At 32.2% G+C, this 14,544-nt stretch carries 12 protein-coding genes; 9 read left to right on the forward strand and 3 right to left on the reverse strand.

Annotated elements, in window-relative coordinates:
- Nucleotides 1-186 precede the first annotated feature (186 nt).
- Nucleotides 187-2,037 (reverse strand): transcription termination factor Rho, encoded by a 1,851-nt coding sequence (rho, locus tag IW20_RS06205; RefSeq protein WP_035619884.1) that lies wholly within the window; start codon nucleotides 2,035-2,037, stop codon nucleotides 187-189.
- 185 nt (nucleotides 2,038-2,222) lie between these two features.
- On the opposite strand from rho, the gene IW20_RS06210 reads away from it, so the two are divergent.
- Nucleotides 2,223-2,636, forward strand: a complete 414-nt coding sequence (locus IW20_RS06210) for a DUF4293 domain-containing protein (RefSeq protein ID WP_035619886.1) — start codon at nucleotides 2,223-2,225, stop codon at nucleotides 2,634-2,636.
- Between the two features lie 168 nt (nucleotides 2,637-2,804).
- Entirely contained in the window at nucleotides 2,805-3,467 is a 663-nt protein-coding gene (locus tag IW20_RS06215; protein ID WP_035619889.1) for a response regulator, read from the forward strand.
- A 97-nt stretch (nucleotides 3,468-3,564) separates the two neighbouring features.
- Here IW20_RS06215 and IW20_RS26190 read toward each other — a convergent pair whose 3' ends face one another.
- Nucleotides 3,565-3,738 (reverse strand): hypothetical protein, encoded by a 174-nt coding sequence (locus IW20_RS26190; RefSeq protein WP_165571407.1) that lies wholly within the window; start codon nucleotides 3,736-3,738, stop codon nucleotides 3,565-3,567.
- Nucleotides 3,739-4,150: 412 nt separating this feature from the next.
- On the opposite strand from IW20_RS26190, the gene IW20_RS06220 reads away from it, so the two are divergent.
- On the forward strand, nucleotides 4,151-5,845 hold the full coding sequence (locus IW20_RS06220; RefSeq protein ID WP_035619890.1) for a tetratricopeptide repeat-containing sensor histidine kinase: 1,695 nt from the start codon (nucleotides 4,151-4,153) through the stop codon (nucleotides 5,843-5,845).
- Nucleotides 5,846-6,022: 177 nt separating this feature from the next.
- Nucleotides 6,023-7,726 carry a tetratricopeptide repeat-containing sensor histidine kinase gene (locus IW20_RS06225; protein WP_035619891.1) on the forward strand — a complete coding sequence of 568 codons (1,704 nt, stop codon included), beginning with the start codon at nucleotides 6,023-6,025 and terminating at the stop codon, nucleotides 7,724-7,726.
- Here the strand turns inward: IW20_RS06225 and IW20_RS06230 are convergent.
- Entirely contained in the window at nucleotides 7,723-8,220 is a 498-nt protein-coding gene (locus tag IW20_RS06230; protein ID WP_035619962.1) for a metallophosphoesterase family protein, read from the reverse strand. The two genes, IW20_RS06225 and IW20_RS06230, sit on opposite strands and share 4 nt — an antisense overlap.
- Before the next feature lie 468 nt (nucleotides 8,221-8,688).
- Between IW20_RS06230 and truA the strand changes: the two genes are divergently transcribed.
- From truA to IW20_RS06255, 5 genes are all read left to right on the forward strand, one after another.
- A complete protein-coding gene (gene truA / locus IW20_RS06235; protein WP_035619892.1) occupies nucleotides 8,689-9,426 on the forward strand; it encodes a tRNA pseudouridine(38-40) synthase TruA in 738 nt (245 codons plus the stop codon).
- A 90-nt stretch (nucleotides 9,427-9,516) separates the two neighbouring features.
- The gene (locus IW20_RS06240) at nucleotides 9,517-11,271 is read left to right on the forward strand and encodes an ABC transporter ATP-binding protein (RefSeq protein ID WP_035619893.1); all 1,755 of its coding nucleotides are present in this window, start codon (nucleotides 9,517-9,519) and stop codon (nucleotides 11,269-11,271) included.
- Nucleotides 11,272-11,522: 251 nt separating this feature from the next.
- Complete coding sequence (gene lpdA / locus IW20_RS06245) at nucleotides 11,523-12,911, forward strand: dihydrolipoyl dehydrogenase (protein ID WP_035619894.1); 1,389 nt, start codon at nucleotides 11,523-11,525, stop codon at nucleotides 12,909-12,911.
- 201 nt (nucleotides 12,912-13,112) lie between these two features.
- Entirely contained in the window at nucleotides 13,113-13,571 is a 459-nt protein-coding gene (locus IW20_RS06250) for a copper resistance protein NlpE (RefSeq protein ID WP_035619895.1), read from the forward strand.
- A 245-nt stretch (nucleotides 13,572-13,816) separates the two neighbouring features.
- Complete coding sequence (locus tag IW20_RS06255) at nucleotides 13,817-14,326, forward strand: TPM domain-containing protein (protein ID WP_035619896.1); 510 nt, start codon at nucleotides 13,817-13,819, stop codon at nucleotides 14,324-14,326.
- The last annotated feature ends 218 nt before the right edge of the window (nucleotides 14,327-14,544 follow it).

Raw genomic sequence — 14,544 nt, forward strand, 5'->3', positions numbered from 1 at the left:
GTTTATTATAGAGATTCACTACTTCTGTTTGCTATCGCTCGGGTCTCCTTCGTCGAAATGATTGCATTGTATCAGTTTTAGTAAATAAAAAAGGGATGAGTTAAAAACTCATCCCTTTTTTTATATTTATAGATTCCAAAAGAAAAACCTTAGAACCTTTGTAACTTAGAACCTTTGAACCTTCCTCTAATCATTCATAGAGATTAAAAACTCTTCGTTGTTTTTTGTTTTCTTGAAACGATCATTGATAAAGTCCATTGCTTCAACAGGGTTCATATCTGAAAGGTATTTTCTCATGATCCACATTCTCTGTAATGTTTTCTCATCTAGCAACATATCATCACGACGCGTACTTGAAGAAGTTAAATCGATTGCAGGGAAAATACGTTTGTTAGCAATCTTACGATCCAATTGTAACTCCATATTACCTGTACCTTTAAACTCTTCAAAAATAACTTCGTCCATTTTTGATCCAGTTTCAGTTAATGCTGTAGCAATAATACTCAATGAACCTCCATTTTCTACATTACGTGCAGCTCCAAAGAATCTTTTTGGTTTTTGTAATGCATTTGCATCAACACCTCCACTTAATACTTTACCCGAAGCTGGTTGTACCGTATTGTAAGCTCTTGCCAAACGTGTAATCGAATCTAATAAGATTACTACATCATGACCACATTCAACTAAACGTTTTGCTTTTTCTAATACAATATTAGCAATTTTAACGTGTTCTTGTGGTTCTCTGTCAAAAGTAGAAGCAATTACTTCTCCACGTACACTACGTTGCATATCTGTAACCTCCTCAGGACGCTCATCTATAAGAAGAACAATTAAATATACCTCTGGATGATTTGCAGCAATAGCATTTGCAATATCCTTAAGTAACATTGTTTTACCTGTTTTAGGCTGCGCTACAATCATACCACGTTGTCCTTTTCCTATTGGAGAGAACAAATCGATTATACGAGTTGAAATAGTACTTTGCTTTTCGGCTAATTTAAATTTTTCTGAAGGAAAAACTGGAGTTAAATGTTCGAATGAAACACGATCACGAACTACTTGTGGGTCATGTCCGTTTATTTTTAAAACTCGAACTAATGGGAAAAATTTCTCTCCTTCTTTAGGAGGACGCACTACTCCTTTTACTGTATCACCTGTTTTAAGACCAAACAATCTGATTTGCGAAGTTGATAAATAAATATCATCTGGAGAGGCTAAATAATTATAATCTGAAGAACGTAAGAATCCGTAACCATCCGGCATCATTTCAAGAACACCTTCACTTTCGATAATTCCGTCAAACTCGAAATCTGAGTCTCTGAAATTATTCTTTTTATTCTTAAAGTTTGGATTTTGATTACCATTATTCCCGTTTTGATTTGGATTCTGATTCGGGTTCTGGTTAGGATTTTGATTCGTATTCTGCTTATTCTGGTTCGGATTTGTCTTTTTTACCTGAACTGGAGCTTCTCCTTTTTCTGATGTTGTATTTGTAGAAGTCTCATTTTGGGTTTCAGCAGAATTTTCATTTGAAATTTCGGCTTCTGGAGCAACCTCTTTAGCGGCTTCTTTTTCCTTTTGTAAAGCAACCTTTTTTTCGTAGGCCGATTTATTGAATTTTATAATTTTTGATCCTTTTTTCTCAGGAACAATTTTTTCTGATGTTTTAACAGGCTCAACTGTTTCTTTGGATTCTGCAACTGGTGCTTCTGGTGCCTCTGGTGTAATTGGAGTATCTAGAATTTCAGTTGTTTTACTTTCTTTTTCTTCTTCAAAAACTAAATTCTTTTGAACTGTATTCTTTTGTATAGCTGCTTTTTTAACTGGAACAATTCTAGCCCTTTTAGGCTTATCATCTTCAACAACTTCATTCACTTTTTGCGCTACCGGTGGCTGAGCAGTTTCTTCTTGATGTGCTAAAATCTGACTTATTAATGTGTCCTTTTTTACACCGTTAAATTTTATTGTTTTAGCTAACTTAGCTATTTCTTGAAGCTCAGAAAGCTTCATTTCTTTTAATGCAGAAATATCAAACATGAATGTTCTATGAATTTAATTAATTTTCGGAAATACTGTAAAAGAATAGGTAGTAATTTTTTTTTTGAATCAACCGCAGTATGAAGTGCTTACGGTATTGTGATGCAATAATACGAATAAAATTTTATCATACAATAGTATTTGTAAAAAAGAAAATATATTTTTGTAAAACAATTACCAGGAAAATGATACAACGAATTCAAACTATATATTTACTTTTAACATTTGCGGTTACTGGCATATTAATGTTTTTCGTTCCGCTTTGGACAACAGCAGATGCGAAGCCTTATTATTTCATGCAAAATCAAGTTTACGTTATTTTGCTAGGTTTAAGTACTATGCTTTCTATCATAAGTATTATTTCATACAAAAAAAGACAAAACCAGTTTGTCATGGGCAGACTAAATATAATATTAAATTTAATTTTATTAGGATTGTTTGTATATCATTCACTAAATGTATCTGGAGAAACACCTGCTGTTTCGGAGAAAGGTATTGGGATGTTTCTACCTATAGTTGCTATCGTATTATTAGTGTTAGCTAATAAGGCCATCAAAAAGGATGAAGATCTTGTAAAATCTGTGGATAGATTGAGGTAAACCTATAAACTTAATTTATTTTGTGCGAAGAAAACCCGAATTGTATAATTCGGGTTTTTTTGTGGGAAATACCAAGATATTTATATCAATATGAATAAAATTAAGACTTACTAACACTTATAGTCCTTTATTTTTTACTAAATTTGAAACCAATAGTTTCCATTTTTTATGAAAGACAAAATACGAGTACATCTAGCCGATGATCATCAGGTACTTATTGATGGGCTTACTAATTTATTACATACCGTTTCTGACTTTGAGGTTGTAGGCTCTTCTTTGAACGGAATGAATATTTTTGACGATGTATCTACAAACAATACTAGTATCTTAGTTTTGGATATAAGTATGCCTCAAAAAGATGGTATCGAAGTTCTTAAAGAATTCTCAGAAAAAGGTTTTCCTTGCAAAGTAATAATCCTTTCTAGTTATGATGATTTAAAAATCATTAAAGAGGTTATGAATCTTGGAGCCAGCGGTTATCTGACCAAAAAATGTGCTGGAGAAAATATTATCGAAGCTATTGAAGCTGTTAATAAAGGTGAAGAATATTTTTGCGATTCAGTAAGAGAAAAAATATTTACCACATTTACAAGAGGTAATCCTAAACTCAATGAACGAACGCGAGAAGAAAATTCAATTTTGAGTTCTCGTGAACTTGAGATTATTACATTGATTTCTCTTGAATATAGTGGTAAAGAAATTAGTGAATTACTTTTTATCAGCACTAATACTGTCGAAACACATCGTAAGAACATTATGAAAAAATTAAAGACCAAGAATACTATTGGTCTAGTGAAATATGCGATTAAAAACAATCTGATAAAATCATAAACATAAAAAAGTGCTTCAGTTTCCTGAAGCACTTTTTTTATTCTTTACTAAATTAATTTACGCCTTTTTATTTAAGTTAATTAGTGATAGATTCATTTTAAGAAGCTGCGAAGCCATCTCCTTTCCCTCCTTTATCAATATCTACAATTTTATCTTCTTTTTCTTCTTCTGGTTGCTCATCATCTTCAGGCGCTTCACCTCCAAGGCTAGTATTTGGTTCTTCTCCAGCTAAATTGTAAATTTCTTCTTCTCCTAAAAATTGTTTTGACATTTGTTATTTTATTTAAATTAGTTATTTTCCAAATCATTTTAAGACACTTTGGATTCTGTCATTATCGTTTAATGAATTACATCTTTTTACTTGTCTCCGTCTTAGCTTTTAACTTCACTTAAACAGAATAACCTTTAATTATTCTATCGTAATTTCCTGAATTCTAAAGTCTTTTAAAAATTATCTAATGACGTGTTTACACCTAAAAAACATCAAAATTATCCTCAAGGCACTTACATCATATTTGTTTAGTAACTAATTACTTACAAATTATTTCGTCCGTAAAAACGAAGGTAATTAGAAACATTACTTGCACAATAATAACTTTTTTTTTTCAAACAGAAAGAGATTTAATTATTAAATTTGGAACAAAATTTTAAGAATTCTTATCTAAAAATAACAATTGTATTAGATGCATAAAACTCAATTTTTCTCCTTTCTTTTTATAGTACTAATTTGTTTTAGCACCAACTGTTATCCTCAAAAAAAGACGCTTCAAAAAGATGAAATTGATAGGTTACTAAAAGAAGCCATTGCCAACTGGAAGACTAACGATTATGAAAAATCATTAAAACAATCAAGGTTTGCCTTAAAACACGCAATCGAAATTAACAACAATTATCTTATCGCATACAGCTACAACACGATAGGCTTAAATTTTGATGATTTAATCATGCTCGACAAGGCTTTAGTCTTTTACCAAAAAGCCTTATATTATATTGACAAAACTGACGATACTACATTAAAAGCAAAAATCCATAACAATCTGGGAAACACTTATTTTTTTTACAAAAAAGAGTACCAGAAAGGAATCAATCATTATGAAAAATCACTTGAATACAGCCAAAAATTACCTGATAATGCAAAAATATACCTTAGAAAACTTAATATTACCTGGGCTTATTTTGAGATTAAGAATTTTAACAAAGGTTTAGATTATTTAAATTATATAAATGAATTTAAACAGTATGGTGATGAATCGACAGAGGTTGCACTTAATATGTTAAATGCGATATACTATGATTATAAAAATGATACTGTAAAAGCAGATGCTTTTTTTAGAAATGCGATTGCTCTAGGAAATGAAAGTTATGAAAAATTTGATTTAGCAAAAACGCATGAAAAATACGCAGATTTCTTATTCAGACAACATGATTACAAAAAGGCTTACGAGAACATAATCCGACTTAATACTCTTGAAAAAGAACTTACTGAATCTATAGAATTAAAAAAGACTAAACTTGTAGGTGTTAATCTTGAATTAGATGAATATAAAAGAGAAGTTGATAAAATAGAATCTCAATATAAAACGAAGCAACAATCTTTAATACGAGAACAATCTCGCAACAAAAAGATTTTTAGCATTATTGTTGCACTGTTCTTTGTTATTATCATCTTGTTTTATTTTTTCTACCAAAACACTAAACTTAAACAGAAAAATAGGCTTAAAGACGTACAAAGTAAAATACAACAAAACATCATTAATGCAAGTATCGACGGTCAGGAAAGTGAGCGTAAAAAAATAGCTTTGTTTTTGCATGATAATATTAGTGCCTTATTATCTTCGGCAGGAATGCATTTAAATGTTTTTTCGACACAAAACGAACCTGTATCTGAAGAAATTCTTAAAACAAAATTTATTCTCGAAGAAGCTCATGATAAAGTACGTGATTTGTCTCATGAACTTTTACCAACATTGTTAGTTCGCTTTGGTATGTTTTATGCGCTAGAAGATTTATGCGAAAAAAACTCAAACTCGACGCTGCTTTTCGAATATTCTTGTACCATTCCGCCTAAGACACGCTATCATGAAAAATTCGAAATGAGAATCTATTTTATAATTTCAGAACTTTTAAATAACATCATAAAACATAGTGAAGCTACCATTGCCAATGTTTCGCTAGTAGAAAATAATTCGAATCTTATTATCAATGTAAATGATAACGGAAAGGGATATAATACCAATGAATTTAATATAGCTGAAGGTTTTGGTCTAAATCAGATTAGAGCAAGAATAAAAAATTTGAAAGGTGAAATCGAAGTTATATCCAAAATTGATATGGGAACCTCAATTAAGATAGACGTTCCGATAATGTATCAGTCGTAATTTATTCATAAAAAACTTATTTATATATAAATTATCAAGCATTAAATTACTTACTATTGTATTCCCAAATTCATACATAACATTTTTGAACGTCTGTTAGATATCAATAACGCTATGAATTAATTATTAAATTTGGGAGATAATCTTAAAATTTACATATAATAATCATTGTATTAAATGCATAAAAACCGAATTGTTTTATTACTTGTTATCTTGCTACTTTGTTTGAGTAATCAATTTTACGCTCAAACTAAACCTATTTCTAAAAAAGAGATACTCAAACTTTCTGACGAAGCGGTAAAACTAATGCGTGAAGCACAATACGAGAGATCATTAACACTATCCCGATTAACTTTAAACTATGCAATTACTGCCAAAGATCCATATCTTATAGCAAAATCATACAATACAATTGCTGCCAACTTTGACGAATTAACAGAACCAGACAAAGCTTTATTTTACTACAATAAAGGTTTAATATATGCCGAAAAAACCAACAATGGTGATCTTAAAAATTGGCTTTATAACAATCTAGGTAACATTTATTGCTTCGATAAAAAGGAGTACGAAAAAGGAATCTCTTTCTACAAAAAATCTCTTTTTCACAGTAGTAAAATAAAAGATTCTGTTCAGATAGTTTTTACAAAACTTAATATTGCCTGGGCTTATTTTGACATTGGCGGTTATAATGATGGTTACCCTTATTTAAGTTATATTAATAAATTCCATCCAAAACATGGAGACGAATCTACTTTGGTAGTATTAAATATGCTTAATGGTATGTATTACAATCATACTAATGAAAATCAAAAAGCTGATTCCTTTTTTCAAAAAGCCATAAAAATCGGTCATGAAGGAAATGAAAAATCAGATTTATGTTTTACCTATCAGGAATATTCTAAGTTTCTATCAAAAATAGGAAAGTTTCCGGAGGCCTTTAAATACCTTTCCCTTTATACCTCTCTAAACGAAGAACTTAACAATGAAGAAAAAACACGAAAAGTTTATGTGGCTGGTCTTAATCTAGAAGTTGATCAATACAAAAGAGACATTGATAAAATAGAATCGCAATACAAATCCAAACAACAATCTTTATTATCGGAACAATCCCGTAACAAAAAAGTGGTTAGTATAATGGTTTCTTTATTTATTGTTAGCCTTATCTTATTTTACTTTTTCTATCAAAATACCAAACTGAAACAAAATAACAGACTAAAAGATATTCAGAGTAAAATACAACAAAACATAATTAATGCCAGTATTGATGGCCAGGAAAGTGAACGCAAGAAAATTGCTTTATTCTTACACGATAATATTAGCGCTTTATTATCTTCTGCAGGAATGCATCTAAATGTTTTTTCGACACAAAACGAACCTGTATCTGAAGAGATTCTTAAAACAAAATTTATTCTGCAGGAAGCTCATGATAAAGTACGTGACTTATCTCATGAACTTTTACCAACTCTGTTAGTTCGATTTGGTTTATTTTATGCGCTTGAAGATTTATGCGAAAAGAACTCTAACTCGACTATACTTTTTGAGTATTCATGTACTATCCCATCAAAAACACGATATAATGAAAAATTTGAAATGAGAATCTATTTTATCATTTCGGAACTCTTAAACAACATCATAAAACATAGTGAAGCCTCTCTTGCAAGTGTTTCTTTAACTGAAGATAATGGCAACTTAATTGTTAATGTTACCGATAATGGTAAAGGATATAAAACAAATAAATTTCATATCGATGAAGGTTTTGGCTTAAACCAAATCAGAGCTAGAATAAAGAATTTAAAAGGAGAAATAACTGTTGTATCCAAAATTGATATCGGAACCTCGATTAGAGTAGAAGTTCCGATAGTAAACCTAAATATAAACTAGTTACGTTTCTCGATTTCTATAATTTCCAAATCTTTTATTTTATCCCCATCAATTACAAATCGTAACATTGTGCGTACCTGATGAAAACCACTTTTACCAGCCGCACCAGGATTCATGTGTAGCAAATTATTCTTTTTGTCGAACATTACTTTTAGAATATGCGAATGCCCACAGATAAATAATTTAGGAGGATTTGATGCCATTTCAGCTTTAATCGCTGGGCTATACTTTCCGGGATAACCTCCAATATGCGTAATCCAAACCGAAACATCTTCGCACATAAAACGATTATTTAACGGAAATTCTAATCGCGCCTTCGCGTCATCGATGTTTCCGTGCACACAACGCAATGGTTTTAGATTTTTTATTGCATCTGTAACCAATAAATCGCCAATATCGCCCGCATGCCAAACTTCATCGGCTTGTGAAACGTATTTTAAGATTGTATCATCAATATGACTGTGCGTATCGGAAAGTAGGAGAATTTTTTTCAATTTTTCAAGAAGGTTCAAAGGTTGAGAGGCACAAAGGTACAAAGGTTTTCTTAAAGCTACTAAGGTTCTGAGATACTAAGATTCTAAGTTTTTTTTACGTAGAGACGCACCGCAGTGCGTCTAACACAACGATTGTCGTTATAGATTTATGTGGCATTAGACACACTACGATGCATCTCTACAGAATTAACCGAAAAAATCGATTACACATCATGTAAACAAAAAAACGTTATCCTTTTGTGTTAGACGCACTGCGGTGCGTCTCTACAGAATAACCGCTAAAAATAATTACACAACATCGTGTAAACAAAAAAAAGTTATCCTTTTGTGTTAGACGCATTGCGGTGCGTCTCTACAGAATAACGCTATGTAAAAAACCTTAGAACCTTTGCCTCTTTGTTTCTTTGAACCTAAAAAGAAAAAACCTTTGTACCTTTACACCTCAAAACCTTTGTACCTTTATTTACCTTGAGATATTTTATACAATTTGCATACAACGGAACGCATTATCACGGTTGGCAATACCAGCCTAATGCATCATCGGTTCAAGAAACCCTTAACAAAGCACTTTCGGTTTTATTAAATACTCCTATTAATTTAATGGGAGCCGGACGTACAGATACTGGTGTACATGCCAAAGAAATGTTTGCACATTTTGATTATGACTCCCCTATTGCTGTTCCGAACTTGATTCACAAACTTAACTCGTACTTACCTAAAGATATTGCTATTTATGATATTATCTTGGTTCAGGATGAGGCTCATTGTCGTTTTGATGCTACGAAACGTACTTATGAATATCATATTAATACAGTAAAAGATCCTTTTCTTCAGGAATTAAGTTGGTATTTTCATCAATACCTGGATGTTGCATTGATGAACGAAGCTGCTAAAATTTTGTTAAATCACACCAATTTTCAATGCTTTTCGAAGGTGAACACTGATGTAAATACATTTGATTGTAGTATTTTTGAGGCGTATTGGAAAACGGAAGATAATAAGCTGATTTTTACCATTTCGGCCAATCGTTTTTTACGAAATATGGTTCGCTCCATTGTTGGTACTTTAATAAATATTGGTTTGCACAAAATTACGTTGGATGATTTTGAAAATATCATTGCCAGCAAAAACCGAGACAAAGCTGGTTTTTCGGTTCCGGCTCACGGATTGTACTTAACTAAGGTTGTGTACGATTATATTACCTAATAGCCCTGATTGAAATGTAAATCCTTTATTGTTTTTTCTTTAAAAACAATAAAGATTGCAATGAAAAGCAGGAAATAGCTCCTAAATAAAATGAAAGCAAAAGCATTTGATACTGGCCTCTTCAAACGAATTCTTACTTATACTAAACCTTACAAATGGCGTTATAATGGTGTAATTATTTTTGCCATTTCGCTCTCTATTTTTGCCGCTCTTCGCCCCTATTTGCTTAAGCAAACGGTGGATGGATATATTAAAACGCATGACCAATTAGGTTTACTTTTTTATGTAACCTTAATGGGAATTGTGCTTTTGCTGGAGGTTTTCTCTCAGTTTTATTTTGTCTATTGGGCAAACTGGCTGGGTCAGGATATTGTAAAAGATATTCGCACAAAGTTGTTTAAACATATCTTGAGTTTCAGAATGAAATATTTCGACCTTGTTCCTGTGGGACAATTGGTTACTCGTTCGGTTTCGGATATTGAGTCGATTGCAAGAATCTTTAGCCAAGGTTTATTCATGATTATTAGCGACTTGATGAAAATGCTTGTTGTACTGATTTTTATGTTTTATATGAACTGGAAACTGACTTGGATTGTGGTTGTTGCCATGCCTATTTTAGTTTTTATCACTCGTATTTTTCAGCGCAAAATGCAGGTTGCTTTTGAAGAAGTTAGAACTCAGATTGCCAATATGAACTCTTTTGTACAGGAGCGTGTTACGGGTATGAAAATTGTTCAGCTTTTTAACCGAGAAAATGCCGAGTACGAAAGCTTCAAGGAAATAAACGGTAAACACAAAAAAGCGTGGATAAAAACCATTTTATATAACTCGATTTTCTTCCCGATTGCCGATATTATTTCGTCGCTTACTTTGGGTTGTATTGTTGTTTTTGGAGGTTTTAAAATCCTGAATGGAGATAACTTTACCACATTTGGAGATTTATTCTCTTACACGATGTTTATCGGGATGTTGTTTAATCCGCTGCGCCAGATTGCTGATAAATTTAACGAGATGCAATTAGGGATGATTGCTGCCAATCGTGTTTTTGATATTATCGATACCCAAGATCATATTCAGGATACGGGAACTATCGAAGCGCCTATTTTTAACGGAAGTATAGAATTTAAGGATGTTCGTTTTGGATATATTCCAGAGGAAGAAGTTATTAAAGGAATTGATTTATCCGTAGAAGCTGGACAAACCATTGCTATTGTAGGTTCTACTGGTGCTGGAAAATCGACTATAATAAACTTACTGAATCGTTTTTACGAAATTAATAGCGGAACAATTTGTATTGATGGTCATAATATAGAGAACTACACTCTGGCTTCACTTCGCAAGCAAATTGCGGTGGTTTTACAAGATGTATTTTTGTTTGCCGATACAATTTACAATAATATCACCCTTAATAATCCTGAGATAACAAAAGCGCAGGTTCTAGAAGCAGCTAAAGTAATTGGAGTTCATGATTTTATTATGAGTTTGCCTGATAATTATGACTTTGATGTTAAAGAACGTGGTGTAATGCTTTCTTCGGGACAGCGCCAATTAATCGCATTCTTGCGTTCGTATGTAAGTAATCCGAGTATCTTGATATTAGATGAAGCAACTTCGTCTATAGATACGTACTCAGAAGAACTAATTCAGCGTGCTACCGAAACGATTACCAAAGGCAGAACTTCGATTGTAATTGCGCACAGATTGGCAACGATTGTTAATGCCGATAAAATTGTGGTTATGGACAAAGGACTTATTGTAGAACAAGGAACACATCAGGAATTGATAAATCGTGCCGAAGGTTTTTACAAAAACTTATACGACTCACAATTTGTGATTGCAAATTAATGCGGAACACTATTTTAATTACTGCTATTTTCACAAAAAAGAGCCGATTATTAGCTAAATTTTAGCAAATTAAATCACTTTTATTTTAATCTCTGTGAAATAGCCAATACAAATTGACCTTGAAATAAAAATTAAACCTTTTTTTAAAATAAATCCTTAAATTCGCAATCTCTATTCATTAGTTGAAAAACACAAAATGAAATGCGTTTTATACAGCTTTCAATTTTAAAAATAAAATAAATACTTAAAAAATGAAATACGACGTTATTGTTTTAGGAAGTGGTCCAGGCGGATATGTTACTGCCATTAGAGCATCACAATTAGGCTTTAAAGTAGCCGTAGTTGAAAAAGAAAACCTAGGTGGTGTATGCTTAAACTGGGGTTGTATTCCTACCAAAGCATTGCTTAAATCGGCTCAGGTTTTTGATTATCTAAAACACGCTTCCGATTACGGATTGACTGTTTCTGAATTCGATAAAGATTTCCCTGCGGTTGTACAACGTAGCCGTGGTGTTGCTGAAGGAATGAGCAAAGGTGTTCAATTCTTGATGAAGAAAAATAAAATTGACGTTATAGATGGTTTTGGTAAACTTAAACCAGGAAAAAAACTTGACGTTACAGATAAAGATAATAAAGTTACAGAATATAGCGCTGACCATATTATCATCGCTACTGGTGCTCGCTCTCGTGAGTTACCTAACTTACCTCAAGATGGAGTAAAAGTAATAGGTTACCGTCAGGCAATGACATTACCTACGCAACCAAAATCTATGATTATTGTAGGTTCTGGAGCTATTGGAGTTGAGTTTGCACATTTTTATAACTCAATGGGAACTGAGGTTACTATTGTAGAATTTATGCCAAACGTAGTTCCTGTAGAAGACGAAGATATCTCTAAACAATTTGAGCGTTCTTTAAAGAAAGCTGGAATTAAAATCATGACTAACTCTTCTGTAGAGCGCATTGATACAACTGGTGCTGGAGTAAAAGCATTTGTTAAAACGGCAAAAGGTGAAGAAGTTCTTGAGGCAGACATCGTTCTTTCGGCTGTTGGTATCAAAACTAACATCGAGAACATTGGTCTGGAAGAAGTTGGTATTGCTGTAGACAGAGATAAAATCTTAGTAAACGCTTACAATGCAACTAATATTCCTGGATATTATGCTATTGGAGACGTTACTCCTGGACAAGCTTTGGCTCACGTAGCTTCGGCAGAAGGAATTAACTGTGTAGAAAAAATCGCTGGTTTACACGTAGACCCAATTGATTACGGAAACGTTCCTGGATGTACGTATGCAACTCCAGAAATTGCATCTGTAGGTTTAACTGAAAAACAAGCTAAAGAAAAAGGATACGAATTAAAAATTGGTAAATTCCCATTCTCAGCTTCAGGAAAAGCTAAAGCTGCTGGAACTCCAGACGGTTTTGTAAAAGTAATTTTTGATGCTAAATATGGCGAATGGTTAGGATGCCACATGATTGGTGCTGGTGTTACAGATATGATTGCTGAGGCAGTTGTAGCACGTAAACTAGAAACTACAGGTCATGAAATCTTAAAATCTATTCACCCTCACCCAACAATGAGCGAGGCTGTTATGGAAGCTGTTGCTGATGCTTACGGCGAAGTAATTCACTTGTAAAATACATTTGTAAAGACGCACAATAAGTCTTTATAGATTATATATAATTTTCAATTTTTAAAAGTCCGATTTGTGAAAACAAGTCGGATTTTTTTGTGATAAAAACTTAAAAAAAACATCATAACGCGTAATAAAAAAACTACACTAACGTTGTGTATTAAATACTCTTTAAATTTACTTAATCTAACAAAACTCAACTAAATGAAAAAGCAAATTCTAACACTGATAATGGTAGGGCTAATAATGGCGAGCTGTAAAGATAAACATGCCGAGAAACAAGAAACCATTACACCAGATACAGAAGTAATACATGACGCCCATAATTCACAAAATTCTTTAGATTGGTCTGGAACCTACAAAGGAGTTCTTCCATGTGCCGATTGCGAAGGAATTGAACAAGAAATCACAATAAACGAAGACAAGACTTTTACCCTAAAAGAAACCTATCTGGGTAAAACAAAAGATAATAAATTTACCGAAACAGGGACTTTTACTTGGGGTAAAGACGGAAGCATAATTACAACTATTAGCGATGATAAAAGCAGAACCATATCTTACATAGTTGGAGAGAGAACATTGACACAGCTTGATATCGATAATAAAGAGATTACAGGTCCTCTAGCTAAAAATTATATTCTAAAACAAGTAGAAGCTAAATAAGCTAGTTATTTTACAAAGAATTATTAATCATACTTCTAAAATATTCAGAAATCCGATTTACTAAAGTAAGTCGGATTTTTTTGTTATTTACACATCAAAAAGTAGAAGTTTTTATTCCGATTTTATTAATTCACAACATTCACACAAAACCACTAAAATATTAACCTTTTAGTATAAAATGAGAGGATGATTTATGATAATAAAGTGTTATTTTCGCACCACCAAATCTAACCTTCAGTACTAATATGAAAAAGACATTCTTTATTATTACAATTACCCTATTTTCATTAAACAGTTTTTTTGCCCAAACAAAAAATGCAGTTAGTTCACCCCCAGAAGCACAGAATGTTTTTTCGAAAACTTATGATTATGTAAATGACTTCGAAAAAATATTATCTCCAAGTCAAATTACAGCTCTAAAAAATACTTTAAAATCGTGCGAGACAAGCTCTGGTCATAAAATTATTCTTGTTACAACACCTTCCATAAAACCTTATTCTGATATTCCAGAATATTCATTAGATCTAAATACTTACTTAGCCAATAACCTAAAACTAAATACAGCCGTTTTAATTGTTTTTAGTAAAGAATTGAGACAAATCCAGATACAAGGTAGTGACCAAGTGCGTAATACACTTAATTATGACGAAACCAAAGATATTATATCTAGCTACGCCTTACCAGAATTTAAAAAAGGAGATTTTTATAAAGGTTTAGAAGTATCTGTATCTGAAATAATCAAAAAAATAAAATAGCGTTTTAAACAAAATTCAAAACTATATAAAATCCGATTTGTGCAAACAAGTCGGATTTTTTTTATGGCGTGCCCCGCCGAAAAAGGCGGGTCAGGTTTTCGGCTTTATCTTTTGTTTTGCTCCGCCCACAAAAGGATATCGCCTCTACCCTTCACGCAAAACAATAATACAATCAAGTTTTATTTTCAATTATAAATTAATAATAAAAAAACTATATA

The organism is Flavobacterium hydatis (genome assembly GCF_000737695.1).
Lineage (GTDB): Bacteria > Bacteroidota > Bacteroidia > Flavobacteriales > Flavobacteriaceae > Flavobacterium > Flavobacterium hydatis.

Excerpts from the sequence above, each read along its gene's own strand:
- rho (WP_035619884.1), bottom strand. The coding sequence starts at position 2,037 with ATGTTTGATATTTCTGCATTAAAAGAAATGAAGCTTTCTGAGCTTCAA.
- IW20_RS06210 (WP_035619886.1), top strand. The coding sequence starts at position 2,223 with ATGATACAACGAATTCAAACTATATATTTACTTTTAACATTTGCGGTT.
- IW20_RS06215 (WP_035619889.1), top strand. The coding sequence starts at position 2,805 with ATGAAAGACAAAATACGAGTACATCTAGCCGATGATCATCAGGTACTT.
- IW20_RS26190 (WP_165571407.1), bottom strand. The coding sequence starts at position 3,738 with ATGTCAAAACAATTTTTAGGAGAAGAAGAAATTTACAATTTAGCTGGA.
- IW20_RS06220 (WP_035619890.1), top strand. The coding sequence starts at position 4,151 with ATGCATAAAACTCAATTTTTCTCCTTTCTTTTTATAGTACTAATTTGT.
- IW20_RS06225 (WP_035619891.1), top strand. The coding sequence starts at position 6,023 with ATGCATAAAAACCGAATTGTTTTATTACTTGTTATCTTGCTACTTTGT.
- IW20_RS06240 (WP_035619893.1), top strand. The coding sequence starts at position 9,517 with ATGAAAGCAAAAGCATTTGATACTGGCCTCTTCAAACGAATTCTTACT.
- lpdA (WP_035619894.1), top strand. The coding sequence starts at position 11,523 with ATGAAATACGACGTTATTGTTTTAGGAAGTGGTCCAGGCGGATATGTT.
- IW20_RS06250 (WP_035619895.1), top strand. The coding sequence starts at position 13,113 with ATGAAAAAGCAAATTCTAACACTGATAATGGTAGGGCTAATAATGGCG.
- IW20_RS06255 (WP_035619896.1), top strand. The coding sequence starts at position 13,817 with ATGAAAAAGACATTCTTTATTATTACAATTACCCTATTTTCATTAAAC.